The organism is Streptomyces sp. RK9, from assembly GCF_045070545.1.
Classification (GTDB): domain Bacteria; phylum Actinomycetota; class Actinomycetes; order Streptomycetales; family Streptomycetaceae; genus Streptomyces; species Streptomyces alboflavus.
The window spans coordinates 2,749,971-2,768,424 of record NZ_CP173703.1 but is presented as its reverse complement, the minus strand read 5'-3'; the positions used below and the strand labels follow the sequence as shown (position 1 = coordinate 2,768,424).

The 18,454-nt window shown below is 74.5% G+C and carries 18 protein-coding genes and 1 pseudogene; 8 read left to right on the top strand and 11 right to left on the bottom strand.

Annotated elements, in window-relative coordinates:
• Window positions 1-97 precede the first annotated feature (97 nt).
• From AB6L24_RS11230 to AB6L24_RS11220, 3 genes and pseudogenes are all read right to left on the bottom strand, one after another.
• Window positions 98-1,195, bottom strand: a pseudogene (locus AB6L24_RS11230) (glycosyltransferase family 4 protein); the annotation flags it as partial.
• Between the two features lie 163 nt (window positions 1,196-1,358).
• Complete coding sequence (locus tag AB6L24_RS11225) at window positions 1,359-2,624, bottom strand: ABC transporter substrate-binding protein (protein ID WP_405657131.1); 1,266 nt, start codon at window positions 2,622-2,624, stop codon at window positions 1,359-1,361.
• Between the two features lie 82 nt (window positions 2,625-2,706).
• Window positions 2,707-3,306, bottom strand: a complete 600-nt coding sequence (locus AB6L24_RS11220) for a hypothetical protein (protein WP_405654695.1) — start codon at window positions 3,304-3,306, stop codon at window positions 2,707-2,709.
• Between the two features lie 150 nt (window positions 3,307-3,456).
• On the opposite strand from AB6L24_RS11220, the gene AB6L24_RS11215 reads away from it, so the two are divergent.
• The 3 genes from AB6L24_RS11215 to AB6L24_RS11205 are packed head-to-tail and all read left to right on the top strand — an operon-like array spanning window position 3,457 to window position 7,749.
• Window positions 3,457-3,999: a hypothetical protein gene (locus tag AB6L24_RS11215; RefSeq protein WP_405654693.1), complete on the top strand. Its 543-nt coding sequence runs from the start codon at window positions 3,457-3,459 to the stop codon at window positions 3,997-3,999.
• Window positions 4,000-4,003: 4 nt separating this feature from the next.
• Window positions 4,004-7,063: an ABC transporter permease subunit gene (locus tag AB6L24_RS11210; RefSeq protein ID WP_405654691.1), complete on the top strand. Its 3,060-nt coding sequence runs from the start codon at window positions 4,004-4,006 to the stop codon at window positions 7,061-7,063.
• Complete coding sequence (locus tag AB6L24_RS11205) at window positions 7,060-7,749, top strand: ABC transporter ATP-binding protein (RefSeq protein WP_405654689.1); 690 nt, start codon at window positions 7,060-7,062, stop codon at window positions 7,747-7,749. Before AB6L24_RS11210 ends, AB6L24_RS11205 begins: the two co-directional genes overlap by 4 nt.
• A 13-nt stretch (window positions 7,750-7,762) precedes the next feature.
• Here the strand turns inward: AB6L24_RS11205 and AB6L24_RS11200 are convergent, their stop codons facing one another.
• Together AB6L24_RS11200 and AB6L24_RS11195 are read right to left on the bottom strand one after the other, a co-directional pair.
• Entirely contained in the window at window positions 7,763-8,317 is a 555-nt protein-coding gene (locus AB6L24_RS11200) for a transglycosylase family protein (RefSeq protein WP_405654687.1), read from the bottom strand.
• A gap of 258 nt (window positions 8,318-8,575) precedes the next feature.
• On the bottom strand, window positions 8,576-9,223 hold the full coding sequence (locus AB6L24_RS11195) for a transglycosylase family protein (RefSeq protein WP_380852253.1): 648 nt from the start codon (window positions 9,221-9,223) through the stop codon (window positions 8,576-8,578).
• 593 nt (window positions 9,224-9,816) lie between these two features.
• Here AB6L24_RS11195 and AB6L24_RS11190 point away from each other — a divergent pair.
• Entirely contained in the window at window positions 9,817-10,623 is an 807-nt protein-coding gene (locus AB6L24_RS11190; RefSeq protein WP_405654685.1) for a hypothetical protein, read from the top strand.
• A 185-nt stretch (window positions 10,624-10,808) separates the two neighbouring features.
• Window positions 10,809-11,168 carry a hypothetical protein gene (locus tag AB6L24_RS11185; protein ID WP_380852247.1) on the top strand — a complete coding sequence of 120 codons (360 nt, stop codon included), beginning with the start codon at window positions 10,809-10,811 and terminating at the stop codon, window positions 11,166-11,168.
• Between the two features lie 96 nt (window positions 11,169-11,264).
• On the opposite strand, the gene der is transcribed toward AB6L24_RS11185, so the two are convergent.
• From der to AB6L24_RS11155, 6 genes are all read right to left on the bottom strand, one after another.
• A complete protein-coding gene (der, locus tag AB6L24_RS11180; RefSeq protein ID WP_405654683.1) occupies window positions 11,265-12,764 on the bottom strand; it encodes a ribosome biogenesis GTPase Der in 1,500 nt (499 codons plus the stop codon).
• Window positions 12,765-12,837: 73 nt separating this feature from the next.
• Window positions 12,838-13,560 carry a lysophospholipid acyltransferase family protein gene (locus tag AB6L24_RS11175; protein WP_405654681.1) on the bottom strand — a complete coding sequence of 241 codons (723 nt, stop codon included), beginning with the start codon at window positions 13,558-13,560 and terminating at the stop codon, window positions 12,838-12,840.
• Entirely contained in the window at window positions 13,518-14,180 is a 663-nt protein-coding gene (cmk, locus tag AB6L24_RS11170; RefSeq protein WP_405657129.1) for a (d)CMP kinase, read from the bottom strand. The genes AB6L24_RS11175 and cmk overlap by 43 nt, the downstream gene beginning before the upstream one ends.
• Window positions 14,181-14,411: 231 nt before the next feature.
• Window positions 14,412-15,497 carry a prephenate dehydrogenase gene (locus tag AB6L24_RS11165; RefSeq protein WP_405654679.1) on the bottom strand — a complete coding sequence of 362 codons (1,086 nt, stop codon included), beginning with the start codon at window positions 15,495-15,497 and terminating at the stop codon, window positions 14,412-14,414.
• On the bottom strand, window positions 15,494-15,856 hold the full coding sequence (aroH, locus tag AB6L24_RS11160) for a chorismate mutase (protein ID WP_405654677.1): 363 nt from the start codon (window positions 15,854-15,856) through the stop codon (window positions 15,494-15,496). The genes AB6L24_RS11165 and aroH overlap by 4 nt, the downstream gene beginning before the upstream one ends.
• 129 nt (window positions 15,857-15,985) lie before the next feature.
• Window positions 15,986-16,402, bottom strand: coding sequence for a YidB family protein (locus AB6L24_RS11155; RefSeq protein WP_405654675.1), 417 nt, complete (start codon window positions 16,400-16,402; stop codon window positions 15,986-15,988).
• 215 nt (window positions 16,403-16,617) lie between these two features.
• Between AB6L24_RS11155 and AB6L24_RS11150 the strand changes: the two genes are divergently transcribed.
• The 3 genes from AB6L24_RS11150 to AB6L24_RS11140 all read left to right on the top strand — a co-directional run bounded on the left by AB6L24_RS11150 (window position 16,618) and on the right by AB6L24_RS11140 (window position 18,441).
• A complete protein-coding gene (locus tag AB6L24_RS11150) occupies window positions 16,618-17,319 on the top strand; it encodes a hypothetical protein (protein ID WP_405654673.1) in 702 nt (233 codons plus the stop codon).
• A 64-nt stretch (window positions 17,320-17,383) separates the two neighbouring features.
• The gene (locus AB6L24_RS11145; RefSeq protein ID WP_405654671.1) at window positions 17,384-17,977 is read left to right on the top strand and encodes a DUF6529 family protein; all 594 of its coding nucleotides are present in this window, start codon (window positions 17,384-17,386) and stop codon (window positions 17,975-17,977) included.
• Window positions 17,974-18,441 carry a Rieske (2Fe-2S) protein gene (locus tag AB6L24_RS11140; protein ID WP_405654669.1) on the top strand — a complete coding sequence of 156 codons (468 nt, stop codon included), beginning with the start codon at window positions 17,974-17,976 and terminating at the stop codon, window positions 18,439-18,441. Before AB6L24_RS11145 ends, AB6L24_RS11140 begins: the two co-directional genes overlap by 4 nt.
• Window positions 18,442-18,454: the final 13 nt, after the last annotated feature.

Below are 18,454 nucleotides of genomic sequence, written 5' to 3'. Positions count from 1 at the left end.
CCCCTCTCGCGCGGTGCATCGAGCCGCGCATCCGGCCGCCCAGCGAGCCGCCCCGCGTGAGCATGCCGTGGAACATGTCCTCGTAGCGCTCGGCTATGCGGGCCGGGTCGAAGCGCTCGGAGTCCTCGAGCGCGGCGCCCGCCATGCGCTGCCGCAGCGCGTCGTCGTTGATGAGTTCGAGCAGTCCGCCCGCGATCGCGTCGGCGTTGCCGACCTCGACGAGGCGGCCGTCGACGCCGTTGTCGATGATCTCGCCGGGACCGTGCGGGCAGTCCGTGGCGACCACCGGGAGCCCGCAGCGCATGGCCTCCACGATGGTCATGCCGAACGACTCCAGGCTGGAGGTGACGGCCGCGATGGAGCCCTTGGCCCACTCCGGCTCGATGGGGTGCGCCGGGCCCATGAGGAACACGTGGTTGTACAGGCCGAGGTCGTCGATCAGCTTGCGGAGCTTGTCCTTCTGCTTGCCCCCGCCGTAGATGCGAAGGCGCCAGTCGGGGCGCTCGCGGCGCACCTTGTCGAAGGCGCGGATCAGCAGGTCGTACCGCTTGACGGGGGCGAGCCTGCCGGCCGCGACGACCCACTTGTGGGAGCCGTCGGCGGGCTCGATGCCGGGCGCGGGCACCGGGTTCGGCACCGCCTGCACATGCACGCCGGGCAGTCGCATCCGCTGGCGGTAGGCGTGCGCGTCGGCCTCGGTCGTCGTGGTCAGGACGTCCAGGCGCGGGTACACGCTGCGCAGTTGGAGGCGCAGTTCCTTGGGGTGGCTGTCGAGGGTGAGGTGCTCCTGGCCGACGCGCAGCACGCCGCGCCGGGTCTGCCGTGCGATGTGCACGTTCAGGCCGGGCCGGGTGCCGATGACGACGTCGGACTCCAGGGCGGACAGGTGGGCCGCGATGCGCTCGTCGGTGAGGGCGCTGTACTGGGCGTAGCGGCCCTCGGCGCTCGGGAAGACCTTGGCCGGGGTCCGGTAGGCCTCGGTGTCGCCCTCGTACCCGGGGCTGTTCTTCCTGATGTCGACGAGGTGGCTCAGCCTGATCCGCGCGTCGGGGGTGAAGACCGGCTCGTCGCGGTGGCGCAGCACCGACACGATGTCGACGTCATGGTGCTCGGCGAGCGTGTTCGCCAAGTTGTACGTCGTCCGGATCGTCCCTCCGATCCCGTACGCGTTGTGAATCAGGAAAGAGATATGCATACGTCCCCGTATTCCGCGCTTCCCTGCGGACAGTCCGTCTCGTCCGCCTACCGAGGGGTTAGACGGGAATCTCAGGCCAAGGGTTGGGTCGAAAATCCGTCTTGTTCTGGAACGGACACCTGAACGTGAGCCGGAAGCGGGAACTCCGTGACTGGTACACCCATCAGGGCTGGTAGGAGAGCTGTGGTACGTCGAAGCAGGTGCGGTTCATGTCGCCTTGTGTGACCCAGCCCTCATCGTCCTGCCAGCGGGCCACGGACACGCAGGTCTCGCGCTTCTTCGGCGGCTCGGACCGCCGTTCGTACGTCACGGGAAGCAGCAGGCCGTCCGCGTCGTAGGGCTCGCCGCGGCTCATGAAGCGGTCGACGCAGGCGCGCGTGACGTCGCCCGCGGACGCCAGGCAGGACTGCGCCGCGTCCGTGAACCACATCGCGGCGGCCCAGCCCTCCAGCTGCCACTGGGAGTGCGTCTTCGCCCCCTTCGTGGCGTCGCGGAACGCGCGCACCGCCGGATGGCCGGTGTCCTCGTGGTTGCGGCTCGCGCCGGTGGCCCACAGGGCGTTGCGGCAGCGCGGCGCGTCCTTGTAGTCCTCGGCCGCCGAGGACGACCAGTTCTGGACGTTGGTCACCTTCGCGGTGAGGTCGGCGCCGACGTCGTCCATCGCCTCGCACAGCTGCGCGTTGCCGTGGGTGTCCAGCGCGTCGAAGACGAGGTCGACGCCCCGGTCCTTGAGGTCGGCTGCGACGGCGCGGAAGTTGGGCAGCGCGAAGTCGACCTGTTCGGTGACGACGTCGTAGCCCTCGGCCGCCAGGCCGCGCTTCACCAGGCGGGCGTACGCGGCCGACGCGGCCTGGTTGTAGGAGACGACGGCGGCGGTGCGGGCGCCCTGTTCGCGCTTGAAGTAGCGGTAGACCTCGGTGCCGCCGTACAGCTTGCCGTCCCAGCCCGGCTTGCCGGTGCGCGGGGCGAGGCTGCCGTAGATGCCGTACAGGTGCGGGTAGGTGTCGTAGGCGGAGCCGATGGGCTGGCCGCCGATGTCGGGCACGCCCGCCTTCGACACGCGCGGGGCGCCCGCGTAGTCGAGGGAGGCGGTGGCGACGAGGGCGACGACCTTCTTCTCGTCGAGCAGCTTGTGCACGCACTCGTTGTTGCCGACGCCGCTGCCGCCGTCGTCGCAGGTGTGCACCTCGACCTTCCTGCCGCCCACGCCACCGCGGTCGTTGAGGCGCTCGAAGTAGGCCGCGGCGCCGTCGCGCGGGCCGGTGAAGGCGGAGCCGCCGACCGGGCTGGTGGCACTGGCGATGATGCCGACCCGCAGCGGCGGCCCGTCCTGGGTGCCGCGCGGCGCGGGCGGGCGCTCCTCGAAGTCGCTCTCCGGGAGGCGGCTGCCGCAGGCCGCACTGGCCAGGAGCGCGGCGGTCGCGAGCACGGCGAGGACGCCGGAGCGCCGGCGGCGCCGGGCGTGCGGGCCCGGCGCCCCGGCCGTCCGCGCCCGACGGCTGCTCAAGGCCTCAGCAGCCGGGGCCGGGCGACGCGTTGCCGCTCAGCTTCACCAGGGCGCACAGCGTCTTCACCGACACCTTCCAGGTGTCGTCCTGGTTCACGGCCGTCCCGCTGGCGGTGGGCAGCGCGGTGGCACCCTTCAGCGTCAGGGCGTACGTCACGTCGGCCTCCGTCGCCGAGGTGAACTCGACCTTGCCGACCTTCGCGCCGACCTGCTTGCCGCGCTCGTCCCCGCTGAAGCCCTGGAGGACCGCGCGCATCTTCGGGCCGTTCTCCAGGACGGCCTCCTTGTCCCGCAGGGACGTGGCCGGGTCGAAGAACTTCTCGAAGTTCGCCCGCACCTGTTTCTCGGCCGCCGCCGGGTCGGCGGGCTTGTTGGCGTCGGACGGCGCGCCGGACGACGGCGACTCCTCGGGGGTACTCTCCGGCTTCTCCGACTTCTCCACCGAGGGCTTCGGCGGCGCCTTGTCGTCGCCGCCACCGCTGTCGTCACCGCAGGCCGCGGCGGCCGGAACGATCAGCAGGACCGCGGCTGCCGCCAGCGCCGCGCTCCGCACCCTTCCCCGCCGAAGATCGCTCCCCCGCCTGGGGCTTGTCCCGAGAACCATCTGGCTCACCACCGGGTGTCGGTCCGGGCGAAGAGCACCCGGTGCTTTCAGGGTCAGCTTCCAGAAGGCATAGTGCAAGCCATTGGCCGACATGAACAGACCTGTCAGTAACAGACCTGTCTGACTTACGACGTCTCCCAGGGGGCCTCGATGCGGGCGGCACGAACGGATCGGCGATCTCCCACGGCGTCCTCGGCCGCCTCCCGCGCGGCCCGGCTGCGCGCGGTGCACCCGATGCTGTGGGCGGCGTTCGCGGCGCTCGCGACCGGGGCGGTGCTCTGCGTGATCGGCTGGTACGGCATCTCCGGTGAGCGCTTCGCCGAGCGCCAGCTGCCCTACATCGCCTCGTGCACGGTGCCGGGCGCCGCGCTGATCGTGGCGGGCGCCGTGCTCCTCGCGCACGGCCGCGGGGCGCTCGCGGCGGCGCGGGTCGAGGAGCTGTACGGGCTGCTCGTGGCCGTGGAGGGGCAGGATCCCGCGGGCGCGCGCGCCGAGCGGGCTGCTGTGCCCGTCGCGACCAGCGACGACCTCCTGCTCGTGCCCGGCGGGGGGCTGCTGCACCGCGCGGACTGCCCGCTGGTGGCGGGGAAGCCGGACGCGGTGACACCGGACGCGGGCGTCCTCGCCTCCGGCGCGACGGACCCCTGCCCGATCTGCGCGCCCCCGACGGACGCGGCTCGCGCGAAGGCCTGACCCGGTGGCCTCGCTGAGCTACGACCTCACGCTGGCCGGGCTCTCCGTCGGCAGCGCCGCCGCCCTCACCGGCATCGGCCTGATCGTCACCCACCGCGCGACGGGCGTGCTCAACTTCGCGCACGGCGCCATCGCGATGGTGTGCGCGTATCTGCTGCGCCACCTCACCGTCGAGTGGGACTGGCCGCTCTGGCTCGCCGCGGCGGTCACCCTCCTCGTGGTGGCGCCCGCGATCGGCCTGGTCCTCGAACGCGTCGTCTTCCGGCCGCTCGCCGTGCTCGGCGGCGACCCGGCGCAGACCCTGGTCGCGTCGATCGGGGTCTTCGTGCTCCTGGTCGGCGGGGCGGCGCTGATCTGGGGGCAGGGCGCACGCGCGGACGTGCCGACGCTCGTGTCGGCGGACCCCTGGGGGCAGTTGGCGGCGGCCGTGGTCCTCGCGCTCGCCGTGTGGGGCGTCACGCGCTTCACCCGCTTCGGCGGTGAGCTGCGCGCCGTGGTCGACGACCGGCGGCTCGCGGTCCTCGCCGGGATCGACGCGGACCGGGTCGCGGCGGCGGGCTGGGCGTTCGGCTCGTTCACGGCGGGCCTCACCGGCGTGCTGCTCGCGCCCTACGTCCGTCTCGACCCGTACGGCATGCCGCTGCTCGTCATGGAGGTCGTGGCCGTCGCCGTGGCCGCCCGGATGCGGAACCTGCCGGTGGCGGTCGTCGTGGCGCTCGGCATCGGCGTGGCCCAGAGCCAGCTGACCCGCCTGCACCCGTCCGGCTGGGGCGAGCCGCTGCTCCAGGCGGTCGGCGCGAACCTGTTCGTGGTGGCGCTCCTGATCGCCGCGCTCGTGCTGCCGGGCATCGGCACCGGGGACGCCCTGCCGCGCACCGCCACGGCCCGCGTCCCCACGCCGCCCGGCGCGTGGATAGTGGCCGTCGTCCTGTTCTTCCTGCCCCTCGGCTTCGCGGGCTCGGACCTCACCACGTCGGTGCAGGTGCCCGCGCTCGGCGTGATCCTGCTGTCCCTGGTGGTCGTCACGGGCCGGGGCGGGCAGATCTCGCTGGGGCAGGCGGCGTACGCGGGCCTGGGCGCCCTGTTCACCGCGCTGCTCGCGGCGGGCCGCTTCCCCGGCCTGCCGGAGCTGCCGACGCCGGCCGCGCTCGCCGTGGCGGTGCTGCTGGTCGCGCCGCTCGGACTGCTCACGGGGTGGCCCGCGATCAGCCGCCACGGCCTGGCGCTCGCCCTCGCCACGTTCGCGGTCGGCGTCGGCGTCAGCCGCTTCGTGTTCGCGCAGCCGTATGCCACGTCGGGCCTCACCCTCGGCCGCCCCGCCGGCTTCGACGGCGACCGCTCGTACTACCTCCTCGAACTCGCCCTGCTCGGGGGCGCGCTGCTCGCGGTGGCCGCGCTGCGGCGTGGGCGCACGGGGCGGGCGCTCGCGGCGATGCGGGACCACGAGGCGGGGGCGGCGGCGGCCGGGGTGCCCGTGCGGACGCTGAAGCTCGGCGCGTTCGTGACGGGCGCGGCGCTCGCGGCGCTCGGCGGCGGCATGCTCGGCATGGGCTTCCAGGCCTTCGACCCCGCCGCGTACGACCCCGTGCGGGGCCTGCTGTGGTTCGCGGCCGTGGTCGTCCTCGGTGCGGACAGCCTGCTGGGCGCGCTGCTCGCGGCGGCGCTCCTGGTGGGCCTCGACGCGGGCGCGCGCGGCGGGGTCGCGGCGGCCGTCATCGGCGTCCTCGCCGTCCTGATCGGCCGCTTCCCCGGCGGCCCCTACGAGGCCCTGCGCGCAGCGACCCACCACCTCCACCGCCACCCCCGCCTCACCCCCCTCGGCCACACGGTCCGCACGGCCCTGCTGGGCCCACCGCCCGGTCCCGGGTCCCCACCCCGTCCGAAGGCCGACCCCGCGGGGTCTCGGCACCCCATGTCACCCCGGCCCACATCGCTCGGGCACACGGCCGCATCCAGCGACGACGCGCGCTCCCGAGCAACCGCTCCTCCCGGGGACGACGCAGCCTCCCCGGCGACCGCCGCCCCCGGCGACGACACGGACTCCCCAGCAACCGCCCGCCCCCCGAAGGCACCCCCACCCCCCAGCGGCACCAACGGCAGCCCGCCCCCGAACGGCCACGACCACCCCCGCCACGATGCCCCCGGCCCGCCACCACCCGAGGCGGGCACCCCGAACACCCGCGCCCCGTACAGCCACGACACCACCCATCACCACCCCGACATCCCCACCGCACCCCGCGAAGACAGCGCCAAGCCTCAACAGTCGCCGGACACCGACCCGCCCGACGCCCCCGGTTCCCCCGCTCCCCTCTCTCCCTCGCCTGCCCCCTCCCCGCCCCAGGAGCCAGGCCCCGGCCACCTCCACCCCACCCCCCTGGAGGCCCACGGCCTGTACCTCTCGTACGACGGATTCACCGCCCTCCACGACGTCTCCCTCACCGTGCCGCCCGCCGCCGTGACCGCGCTCGTCGGGCCCAACGGGGCGGGCAAGAGCAGCCTGTTCCACTGTCTGGCGGGGGCGCTGCGGCCGGATCGGGGTCGGGTCGTGTTCGGGGGGCGGGACATCACGCGGATGCCGGCGCACGCGCGGACGCGGATCGGGGTGGCGCGTACGTTTCAGCAGCTCGCCGTGTTTCCGACGCTGACGGTCGCCGAGAACGTGCGGGTGGGGGCCGAGCGGGGGCGGGTGCGCGACCCGGCCGCGGCCGACCGGGCGCTGCGCCTCTTCGGGCTGGACTCCGTGCGGGACCGGCCCGCCGAGGGGCTGCCCACCGGCACCCTGCGCCGCGTCGAACTGGCCCGCGCCCTCGCGGGCGACCCGCACGTGCTGCTCCTGGACGAGCCCGCCGCGGGCCTGGACACCGCCGAAGTGGCCGCCCTGGCACGGATCCTGCGGGCGCTCGCCGCCGACGGCACCGCCCTGCTGGTGGTCGAGCACGACCTGGACCTGGTGGCGGGCCTCGCCGACCGCGTGTACGTGCTCACGGCTGGCCGCGTCGTCGCCTCCGGCCCCGCGGACCAGGTGCTCGACCAGCGCCCCGCCCCCGAAGGCGGCCCGCCATGAGCCACGCCCTGGAACTCCGCGCGGCCCGCGTGCGCTACGGCCCCCTGGAAGCCCTGCACGGCGTGAGCCTCGTCGCCCCTTCCCCCGGTCTGACGGTCCTCCTCGGCCGCAACGGCTCCGGCCGTACGACCGCCCTGCGCGCCCTCGCCGGGACCGTCCCGCTGTCCGGGGGCGCCGTCGTCCGGGACGGCGCGGACATCACCCGGCTGCCCGCCCACGAACGCGCCCGCCGCGGCCTGTGCTTCGTGCCGGACCGGCAGGCCGTCTTCGGCTCGCTCACCGTCGCCGAGAACCTGGACCTTGCGCACGCCCGCGGCGACCGCACCGCCGCCCTGGCCGCGTACCCGGAGCTGCGCCCCCTGCTCGCCCGCCGCGCGGGCACCCTCTCCGGCGGCGAGCAGCGCATGCTGGCCGTGTCCCGCGCCCTGCTCGCGGCCGGAGAGGGTGCCCGCGCGCTCCTCGTCGACGAGCCCACCCAGGGCATGTCCCCGGCCGTCGCGTCCCGCACGTACGGCCTCCTCAGGGACCTGGACGCGGGCGTGGTCGTCGCCGAGCAGCGCCTGCCGCCCGGTCTGCGCGGGCGCGCGGGCCGGGCGGTGGTGGTGTACGAACTGCGCCGCGGGGAGGTCGTGTTCGCCGGGGAGGCCGCGGAGGTGCCGGCGGATCACCCCGGGGCGGCGGGGTGAGGCCGCCTCCTCGCTACTTGTCCGGGACGACCAGCACGGTTCCGGGGGTGAGCCGGTCCGGGCTCGGGCCGACCGTCTTGCGGTTGGCCTTGTAGAGGGACTTCCAGCCGCCCTTGAGGTGGTGGCGCCGGGCGATGGAGCTCAGCGTCTCACCGCGCTCGACCACGTGCGTGATCCGCACCGGCAGCAGCGCGTACCCGTCGAGCCCCGCCGCCTTGACCTTCTTGGAGCAGACCGGCCAGGCCTTCCAGCCCTGGTTGCGCAGCACCTTCTGGGCGATCCTGATCTGCTGCTCGCGGGTGGCGAGGTCGGCGCGCGGCGCGTAGGCGAGGCCGCCGTGCTCCACCCAGGTGGGCTGGTAGAACTGCAGGCCGCCGTAGTAGTTGTTCCCCGTGTTGGCGTTCCAGCGGCCGCTGGACTCGCAGTGGGCGAGGCAGGTCCAGGGCCCCGCGGCGCGGGAGCACTCGTGGGCGTACCCGGCGGCCTCGGCGCCCGGCCGCGGCGGCGTGGGCGACGCGGCGGCCGACGGCGCCAGGAGCGAGAGGGCCGCCGTGGCGAGCAGAGTCACGGACCGGGACCGAAGACGTGTGTTCGACAGCGGGTGCATCGGGTCACGCTAAGCAGATCATCGGTCCGGTACGGGGCTCGCCGCGCCGCCGTCCCTGCGGGCCCACCCGGTCGGACGACGGGGCGCTCCCGTCCCGCGTCGACGCGAGGCGGGAGCCGCTGATGCCGCCGACGCCGCGACCGGTCGGGCCCGGTCGCGGCGTCAGAGCTGTCGAGCTGTCAGAGCAGCTCAGCCACAGAACCGCAGAGCGGCCTCGCGTCAGACCACGAGCCGCTGCCCGGGCACGATCACGTTCGGATCGCCGCCGATGACCCCCTGGTTGGCCGCGAAGATCCGCTGCCAACTGGTGCCGTGCGCCGCCGCGATGCGGCTGAGCGTGTCGCCGGACCGCACGGTGTAGTTGCCCGAGCCGCCGGGCGCGCGGTACGCGGTGCCCCGGTCGCTGCGCGCGGGGGCGCGATACGTCGGAGCGGGCTGCTCCGGTGCCGCCTTCGGCGCGGTGGACCTGGGCGCCGCGGGCTTCGGGGCGGCGGGCGCGGACCCGCCGGGGGCGGAGCCGTGGGCACCGGCGCGTGCCGAGCAGGACGGCCAGGCCCCCCAGCCCTGGGCGCGCTGGACCTTGGCCGCGACGGCTATCTGCTGTGCCTTGGACGCCTGCGCGGCCGTCGGCGCGTACGCCGTGCCGCCGTACGCCCGCCAGGTCCCGGCGGAGAACTGGAGCCCTCCGGAGTAGCCGTTGCCTGTGTTGATCTGCCAGTTCCCGCCGCTCTCGCAGCGGGCGATCCGGTCCCACACTCCGCTGTCCGCGGCGGCCTGGCCGCTCGCGGCGAGCAGTGCGAGGGGCGCGAGGAGCGCGGCCCCGCCGAGCACTGCCGTCCTGCGAATGTACTGGGGACGAACGGACATGAATTTCCCTCTCCAAGGACCCGGGCTCCCCCGGGCTCCGCAGGGCCCCGCGCGTATCCGACGCCGGGATCCCGCCGAGCCCCGCCCGCCGGCCGGACGGCGCGCCGCCGTCCCGCCGCCGGGACCCGTCCGGATCCGTGGCGGTCGATGAGGCTGCGCGGCGCCCTGCCGCACCGTGGCGCCGGAAGTCCGGCCGGTGCGATCGGCGGTCGTACCCGAGCGGTGCTCACTGCACACGGCGGTGGAATCTAGGAGCGCTCTCGCCCCGCCATCAACCGGATCCTCGTCATTCCAGGCCAGTCGACTGTTACCGGGAGTATCGTCGAGTTCCGGACACCTGCTTAATTGCCTGATTTCGGGATATACCACCCCACGTCCGAATCGATCTGTGACTCACTTCACCGCTCCAACTTCCTTGCCCTCAGCAGGCGTTGACATGGAGTGACTGATTCCGCCCATCAACTCACGCTCCGCTCAGGACAGTTCAATTCCGTTCGCCCCCGCGCGTGACTTGCACCACTGATCGCCCGTTGTCTCCTTCATGAGCCGGGCACCACCCGGACACCCCACGCATCGATTCCGAGGAGCCACCCGTGCCGCGCATGCTCGACCTCAGCGACGAGGTACGCGCCGAGATCGGCGATGAAGAAGCCGACCGCCTGCTCGCCGGGCAGAACGCCCCGGGCGCCTACGACTGCACCTCCTGTCGCACCCCCGGCGACTCGGACCGCGAGCGCACCAGCACCGTCCTGTTCGTCGGCGACGAGACCGCCGTGCTCGCCTTCGCCCACGCCTCCTGCCTGCCGTCCCAGATCGTCGAGGTGGCCGAGGAGCAGCTCCAGGGCGCCGTCCGCTCGATCACCGGGGAGGCCGCCGACGCCGGTGTCGCCCCCGACTCCGCGGTGGCCCTCGGCGGCCGCCCCGAGCAGGCCGTGCTCGGCGTCACCAGCGGCCTCGTCCTCATCGAGGGCGAGCTGCGGCCCGCGCTCGTCGTGGAGCCGACCGGGCCGATCGCCCGCCCCGGTGCCGCGCCCGGGGGCGGCGACGACTTCCTGCCGCTCCTGATCGAGCAGGGCTTCATGCCGGTGACGTCCCTGGACGGGGTGCCGCCGACGCTGCACGGCTGGTCGGTGCTGCTCGCCGTGGGCCAGCTGCACGCCATCCTCCAGCCCGGCACCGCGGGCGGCCCGCAGGTCGCCTGGTGGCAGGCGCACCAGCCGCTCCAGGTCACCGAGGGCTGGCGGGCCGCGGCCAACAAGCTGCAGTCGGTGCTGCTGTTCGCCGCGCCCGCCGGTGCCATCGGCCGCCAGCCCCGCGAGGACCTGCTGCGCGACGCCCTGGACCGGGCCGCGGGCCGCGGTCAACTGGTCGCGTGCGGCATGCCGTTGGCCGGTACGTGAGCCTGGCCCACCGGCCGTCCGCGCGCCGGGGGCCCGGCGCGCGGACGGCAGCCCCGCGGCCACTGCCGCCTACCAGGCGAATGGGGCGCTTTCCCCCGCATCCGTCCGGCCCCGGGGTCGTTGGCCCAGACGTGCACGCATACGATCCCTCACCCCACCGGCCGTACCAGAGCCCCATCCCGTCCATGCGCACGGCGCAGGACGTCCCGGGCGCCCACTCGGCCACGCCGATCTACGACGCGCTGTACTCGGAGTACATGAGGGCGTTCCGCGCCCTGCCCGGCGACAGGACCGGCGAGGAGGAGCTGAGGTTCAACGCGTTCGGCACCGCGCCCTACGGCGCCCAGCACGGCGGCATGCGGCACGACCCGCGGTACGAGCAGCGCCACCCGGCCCGGCACGACCCGCGCTACGACCCGAGGCACGACCCCCGCCACAGCCCCTTCCACGTCGCCCGCTACGGCCAGCCGAGCCAGGCCGACCACACCGGCTACGGCCAGCTCTTCCCGGCCGCGCTGCCGCCGGGCCCGCGCCGCGAGCGCTGACCCCACCGGCCGGGAGCCCCGCCCCCACAAGCCGATGCCCGGCCTTCCCCGTGGAAGGCCGGGCATCGTCGCGTGCGCGCGCCCAGGGGGCGGCTGCTACTTCTTCTTCTGGGTCTTCTGGCCGCGCTTCTCGCGCACCCGCACCGAGATGTGGATCGGGGTGCCCTCGAAGCCGAACTCCTCGCGGAGCCTGCGCTCCACGAAGCGGCGGTAGCCGTGCTCGATGAAGCCCGACGCGAACAGCACGAACCGCGGCGGCTTCGTGCCCGCCTGCGTGCCGAACAGGATGCGCGGCTGCTTGCCGCCGCGGACCGGGTGCGGGTGGGCGGCGATCAGCTCACCGAGGAAGGCGTTCAGACGCCCCGTCGGCACGCGCGTCTCCCAGCCCGCCAGGGCCGTCTCGATCGCCGGGACCAGCTTCTCCATGTGCCGGCCGGTGCGCGCCGAGACGTTCACCCGCGGCGCCCAGGCGACCTGCGCGAGCTCCGTCTCGATCTCCCGCTCCAGGTAGTAGCGGCGCTCCTCGTCGAGGGTGTCCCACTTGTTGTACGCGAGGACGACGGCGCGGCCCGCCTCCACCGCCATGGTGACGATGCGCTGGTCCTGCACGCTGATCGACTCGCTGGCGTCGATCAGGATGACGGCGACCTCGGCCTTCTCCACGGCGGCCGCGGTGCGCAGCGAGGCGTAGTAGTCGGCGCCCTGCTGCAGGTGCACGCGCTTGCGGATGCCCGCGGTGTCGACGAACTTCCAGGTCACGCCGCCGAGTTCGATCAGCTCGTCGACCGGGTCGCGGGTGGTGCCCGCCAGCTCGTTCACGACGACGCGCTCCTCGTTCGCGACCTTGTTCAGGAGCGAGGACTTGCCGACGTTCGGGCGGCCGATGAGCGCGATGCGGCGCGGGCCGCCGATGGCGGTGCCGAAGCTCTGCTCGGGCGCCTCCGGCAGCGCTTCGAGGACGGCGTCCAGCATGTCGCCGGTGCCGCGGCCGTGCAGCGCGGAGACCGGGTGCGGCTCGCCGAGGCCGAGGGACCACAGCATCGCCGCGTCCGCCTCGGCGGAGGGACCGTCGACCTTGTTGGCGCACAGCACGACGGGCTTGCCCGCCTTGCGAAGCAGGCGCACGACGGCCTCGTCGGTGTCCGTCGCGCCGACCGTGGCGTCCACGACGAAGACGACGGCGTCGGCCGCCTCGATCGCGTACTCCGCCTGGGCGGCCACGGACGCGTCGATGCCGAGGACGTCCTGCTCCCAGCCGCCGGTGTCGACGACCTTGAAGCGGCGGCCCGCCCACTCGGCCTCATAGGTGACGCGGTCGCGGGTGACGCCCGGCTTGTCCTCGACGACGGCCTCGCGGCGGCCGATGATGCGGTTCACGAGCGTCGACTTGCCGACATTGGGGCGGCCGACGACGGCGAGCACCGGCAGCGGGCCGTGCCCGGCCGCCTCGATGGCGCCCTCGACGTCCTCGATGTCGAAGCCCTCTTCGGCGGCGAGCTCCATGAACGCTGCATACTCGGCGTCGCCAAGCGCACCGTGGTCGTGCTCGGCGTGCTCGGCCGAGCCCTCGCCCTCGGGCTGGATCTGGTCGTTCATGAAGTCCGTACCTCGTCGTTCATCGTGGTGATCGGTGGTCCGGCGCGCGCCGGGCCACTACTGAAAGTCTTACTCAGCGCCCGGTGAGGCGCCTGGCGTTCTCCAGGTGGGCGGTGAGCTGTCCCTGGATGCGCACGGTCGCCTCGTCGAGCGCCTTGCGCGTACGCCGCCCACTGCCGTCACCCGCGTCGAACGGGTCCCCGAAGACCACGTCGACGCGGCTGCGCAGCGGCGGCAGCTGCTTTATCAGCCGGCCGCGCCGCTCCGTGCTGCCGAGCACGGCCACGGGCACGATCGGCGCCCCCGAGCGCACCGCGAAGTACGCGAGGCCCGCGCGCAGCGAGGCGAAGTCGCCGTCGCCCCGGGTGCCCTCGGGGAAGATCCCGAGGACCCCGCCCTGGTCGAGGACGGCGAGCGCGTCCGTGATGGCCGTGCGGTCGGCCGTGGTCCGGTCGACCTGGAGCTGGCCGATGCCCCGCAGGAACGGGCCGAGCGGCCCGACGAACGCTTCCTTCTTGATCAGGAAGTGCGTCGGCCGGGGCGCCACGCCCATGACCATGGGGCCGTCGACGTTGTGCGAGTGGTTCACGGCGAGGATCACCGGGCCGGTCGCGGGGACCCGCCAGGAGCCCAGGACGCGGGGCTTCCACAGGCCGTACATGAGGCCCACGCCGATGCGGCGGCCGACGTCGGCGCCGCGCTCGGAGGGGGTGACGCGCGGGGCGGGCGCCCCGGGCGCCGATGCGGCCGGACTCACTTCCCGGCCCGCTTCTCCTCGACGAGCGTGACGACGCACTCGATGACCTGCTGCAGGGTCAGCTCGGTGGTGTCGACCTCGACGGCGTCGTCGGCCTTCGCCAGCGGGGACGTCTTGCGGCTGGAGTCGGCGGCGTCCCGCTTGATGAGGGCCTCGCGGGTGGAGGCGACGTCGGCGCCCTTCAGCTCGCCGGAGCGGCGGGCGGCGCGGGCCTCCGGGGACGCCGTCAGGAAGATCTTGAGGTCGGCGTCGGGCAGCACGGTGGTGCCGATGTCCCGGCCCTCGACCACGATGCCGAGCTCGGCCGCGGCGGCGATCGAGCGCTGCAGCTCGGTGATCCGGGTGCGCACCTCGGGGACGGCGCTGACCGCGCTCACCTTGGAGGTGACCTCGGGGGTGCGGATCGGGCCCGCGACGTCGGTGCCGTCGACGGTGATGGTCGGGGCCGACGGGTCGGTGCCCGAGACGATCTCCGGCTTGCCGGCCGCGGCGGCGATCGCGGACGGGTCCGTGAGGTCGATGCCGCCCGCCACCATCCACCACGTGATCGCCCGGTACTGGGCGCCGGTGTCCAGGTAGCTCAGGCCGAGCTGGGCCGCGACGGCCTTGGACGTGCTGGACTTCCCCGTGCCGGAGGGCCCGTCGATGGCGACGATCACGGGGGCCGGGCCTGCGGCGACCTTGTTCTCTGCGGGTTCCACGGATTCCACGGGGAGCGGACACCTTTCTCGGTGCGGGGGACGGGGTGGGCCGCCTGCTCGGCGCCCCGCACAAGGTTACTGGCTCCGGAGTGGGCCCTTTCCCGGTGCCGGGCGAAGGCGGCCCGCCGTCCCTTCCGGGCACCGGGCCGAGGCCGCCCACCGCTCCTCCTGCCCGGCTGCCGCCTCAGCTCACTGCCGCAGCGACCAGCCGCGCTCCCGCAGCCCCGCCGCGAGCCCCGGCGCCGCCTGCGGCTCGACCATGAGCTGGACGAGACCTGCCTGCTGGCCGGTGGCGTGCTCGATGCGGACGTCCTCGACGTTGACCCCGGCCCGCTCCGCGTCGGCGAAGATCCGGGCGAGCTGGCCGGGCTGGTCGTCGATGAGGACGGCCACGATCTCGTACACGGCGGGCGCGGAGCCGTGCTTGCCGGGGACGCGGGCCTGGCCCGCGTTGCCGCGCCGCAGCACGCCCTCGACGCCGGTGACGCCGTCCTGCCGCTTGGACTCGTCGGCGGACTGCAGGCCGCGCAGCGCGGTCACCGCCTCGTCGAGGTCGGTGGCGAGCTCCGCGAGCAGGTCGGCCACCGGCCCTGGGTTCGCGGACAGGATGTCGATCCACATCCGCGGGTCGGAGGCCGCGATGCGGGTGACGTCACGGATGCCCTGGCCGCAGAGGCGTACCGCCGCCTCCTCCGCGTTCTCCAGGCGGGCGGCGACCATGCTGGCGACGAGGTGCGGCATGTGCGAGACGAGCGCGACCGCCCGGTCGTGGGCGTCGGCGTCCATGACGACGGGCACGGCCCGGCAGAGCGCGACCAGCTCCAGAGCGAGGTTCAGGACCTCGGTGTCGGTGTCCCGCGTCGGCGTGAGGACCCACGGCCGCCCCTCGAAGAGGTCGGCGGAGGCCGCGAGGGGCCCGCTGCGCTCCCGGCCCGACATCGGGTGCGTGCCGATGTACGGCGAGAGGTCGAGGCCGAGGGACTCGAGCTCTCGGCGCGGGCCGCCCTTGACGCTGGCCACGTCGAGGTAGCCGCGCGCGGATCCGCGCCGCATCTCCTCGGCGAGGGTGGCGGCGACGTGCGCGGGCGGCACGGCGACCACGCACAGGTCGACGGGTCCGGCCGGCGGCTCGCTGGTGCCCGCCCCGAGCGCGGCCGCGGTGCGTGCCTGCTCGGGGTCGTGGTCGGCGAGGTGGACGGTGACGCCGCGGCGGGCCAGGGCCTGGGCGGCGGAGGTGCCGATGAGGCCGGTGCCGATGACGAGGGCGCTTCTCACTGGGCGATGTCCTTGCGGAGTGCGGCGGCCGCGCCGAGGTAGACGTGCGCGACCTCGGACCTCGGCCGGTCGGACTCGACGTGGGCGAGGATCCGCACGACGCGCGGCATGGCCCCGTCGATGTCGAGTTCCTGGGCGCAGATCAGCGGCACGTCGGCGAGGCCGAGCTCGCGGGCCGCGGCGGCCGGGAAGTCGCTGTGCAGGTCGGGGGTGGCCGTGAACCAGATGGAGATCAGGTCGTCGGCGGTCAGGCCGTTCCGCTCGAGGACGGCGGTGAGCAGCGCGCCGACCTGCTCACTCATGTGGTCGGCCGCGTCCCGATCCAGTTGGACGGCGCCCCGCACCGCTCGTACCGCCACCGTGCTGCTCCTCGCTCGCGTACATCCGTCGTGCTGTCCCGCTGTCTGCGTGACCAGGGTAGTCAGGGCCCCGGACACGTGTGCGCGGCGCCCGCCTGCCGAGACGGTCGCCGCGCACCCGTGGACGGCTCAGAGCCCCTGCTTGCGGATGATCTCCTCCAGGGACTCGGACGGCACCTGGCCGTTCGGCGTGAGCTTGTCGACGGTCCCCGGCAGGACCTGGGCGATCTGGTCCGCGGCCTGCTCGGGCGAGACGCCCGCCTGCTCGGCGGCCTGCCGGAGCGCGTCGTCGGGCACCGCCTGGCGCACCTGGTCGCCGGTCACCGGCTGGTTCTCGCCGGGGCCCACCCACGACTGGGTCTGGTCGGTGAGCCCGGCCTCGGTCAGGCCCTCCAGGAGGCCGCCCAGCGGGTTGTTGCCGCCGCCCCTGCTCATCAACGCGCCGAGCAGCGCGCCGAGGATGTCGGCGCCGCCTCCGGCCGCGGCCCCGCCCTGCCGGCCGCCGAGGAGGCCGCCGAGAAGACCGCCCAGATCGTTACCCGCCATGGTCGTACTGCCTTTCGGTTCGTGGCCGGGCCCCGCCCGCGGGGGCAGGGGCCCCGGACCCTGCCAATGTCACCCGCGGCGACGCCCTCCGCCACTTGGCGCAACCGGCGCGAGCCCCACCCGCACCACGGGCCCACAGCCTCCGTGCGCCTCTGGACGCCGGGGTGCGGGTCGGCTTGCATGGAGGGTCAGGCCACGCGCCTCGGGGGGCACGTATGAAGCGCTCAGGACCCTTGTTCACGCTGCTCGCGGGGCTGGTGCTCGCCCTGTTCATGCTGTCGGTCAACGCGACGTCGGGGACGGGCAGTTCGTCGTACTCGGACACCTCGCCCGATGCGTCCGACGCGTCCGAACCGACCGTGTCACCCACCACGAGCGCCCCGGGCGACCGCCCGAGCCCCACCCGCACCGCCTCCCCCACGCCCTCGGCCACCCCCGCGAAGAGGCCCCCGTCCGACGCCCGGTACGCGGGCCGCACCGACGACGACTCGGCCTCGATCGCCATCACGCTCCGTGACGGCGAGGCGGTCGCGTACTTCTGCGACGGCCGCGCCACCGAGTCCTGGCTCAAGGGCGACGTCGAGGACGACGGGTCGATGCGTCTGACCGGCAAGCACGGCGCGAAGCTGGACGGCAGGACCGTCGGCGACAAGGTCCGCGGCACCGTCGAGATCCGCAAGCGGACCTGGGCGTTCACCGCCCCGAAGTCCCGCAGGCCCGCGGGGGTGTACCGGGCCACGACCGAGGTGCGCGGCGAGAAGCTCGACGGCGGCTGGATCGTCCAGGCCGACGGCAGCCAGGTCGGCATCCTCACCCGCGACGGCGAGCCCGCGAAGGCCCCCCGCCTCGACCCGGACACCGGCGTCGTCGCCCTCGCCGACGGCGGCCGCCTCACCGCGCGCCCCGTGGTGCCCTGACCCCGCCCGCACCCCCGACCGCCCCCCGCGCCCGCGCTCGACCCCGCGTCCCCAGGGAGCCCTCATGAGCGTCGACCCGAACGCCCCCACCCAGGGCGGTTTCCCCGTGCCGCCCGGCGCGGGCGGCCCGCCCCGCGCGCACCCCGCCCGCTATCTGGTGCCCGCCCTGGTCGCCGCCGCGGTCGCGGTGGGCCTCGGGGCGTACGGCAAGGTCCACGACCCGGAGGGCACCGCCTTCAACCTCGCGGGGTTCAGCAGCACGGGCGCCGTGAAGTCCTGGCTCGCGACGACGGCCCTCGGCTTCGCGGTGCTCCAGGTCGTGTCGGCCCTGATGGTGTACGGCAAGCTGCCGGGGCCGTCCTGGTCGGCGGGGGTGCACCGGTGGTCGGGGCGGGTGGCGTTCCTGGTGGCGGTGCCGGTCGCGGTGCACTGCCTCTACGCCTTCGGCTATCAGACGACGACGCCGCGCGTCCTGTGGCACTCCGCCCTCGGCTGCTTCTTCTTCGGGGCGTTCAGCGCCAAGATGCTGCTGCTCCGCTCGGAGCGGCTGCCCGGCTGGCTGCTCCCGGTGGTGGGCGGGCTGGTCTTCGCGGTGCTCACGGTGGTGTGGTGGACGTCGGCGCTGTGGTTCTTCCGTACGTTCGGTGTGAGCACGTGAGCGGCGAGGGGCGCCCCACGCGGCGCACGGCCCTGGCGGCGGGCGCGCTGGCCGCCGTGGCGGCGGGCTGCTCGAAGTACGGCGACGAGGGCGCGGAGCCGGAGCCGCCGCCGAGCACCCCGGCCGCGTCCCGCTCCGGGGGCTCGCCGGGCGCGAGCGGCGAGGCGCCGGCGAAGGGGCCCGTGCTCGCGAAGACGTCCGACATCCCGGTCGGCGGCGGCAAGGTCTTCAAGGACGAGAAGGTCGTCGTCACCCAGCCCGCCGAGGGCGACTTCAAGGCCTTCTCGGCGGTCTGCACGCACTCGGGCTGCACGGTCCGCGACGTCGACGACGGCACGGTCAACTGCCCGTGCCACGGCAGCCGGTTCCGGGTGGCGGACGGGGCGGTCGCGGGCGGCCCGGCGCCGCGCCCGCTGCCGCCGCGCGGCATCGACGTCAGCGGAAATTCCATCAGGCTCACCTGAGCGAGGACGTACT

Excerpts from the sequence above, each read along its gene's own strand:
- AB6L24_RS11150 (WP_405654673.1), top strand. The coding sequence starts at position 16,618 with ATGAAGCGCTCAGGACCCTTGTTCACGCTGCTCGCGGGGCTGGTGCTC.
- AB6L24_RS11195 (WP_380852253.1), bottom strand. The coding sequence starts at position 9,223 with ATGTCCGTTCGTCCCCAGTACATTCGCAGGACGGCAGTGCTCGGCGGG.
- AB6L24_RS11155 (WP_405654675.1), bottom strand. The coding sequence starts at position 16,402 with ATGGCGGGTAACGATCTGGGCGGTCTTCTCGGCGGCCTCCTCGGCGGC.
- AB6L24_RS11215 (WP_405654693.1), top strand. The coding sequence starts at position 3,457 with ATGCGGGCGGCACGAACGGATCGGCGATCTCCCACGGCGTCCTCGGCC.
- der (WP_405654683.1), bottom strand. The coding sequence starts at position 12,764 with ATGAACGACCAGATCCAGCCCGAGGGCGAGGGCTCGGCCGAGCACGCC.
- AB6L24_RS11220 (WP_405654695.1), bottom strand. The coding sequence starts at position 3,306 with ATGGTTCTCGGGACAAGCCCCAGGCGGGGGAGCGATCTTCGGCGGGGA.
- AB6L24_RS11205 (WP_405654689.1), top strand. The coding sequence starts at position 7,060 with ATGAGCCACGCCCTGGAACTCCGCGCGGCCCGCGTGCGCTACGGCCCC.
- AB6L24_RS11145 (WP_405654671.1), top strand. The coding sequence starts at position 17,384 with ATGAGCGTCGACCCGAACGCCCCCACCCAGGGCGGTTTCCCCGTGCCG.
- AB6L24_RS11185 (WP_380852247.1), top strand. The coding sequence starts at position 10,809 with ATGCGCACGGCGCAGGACGTCCCGGGCGCCCACTCGGCCACGCCGATC.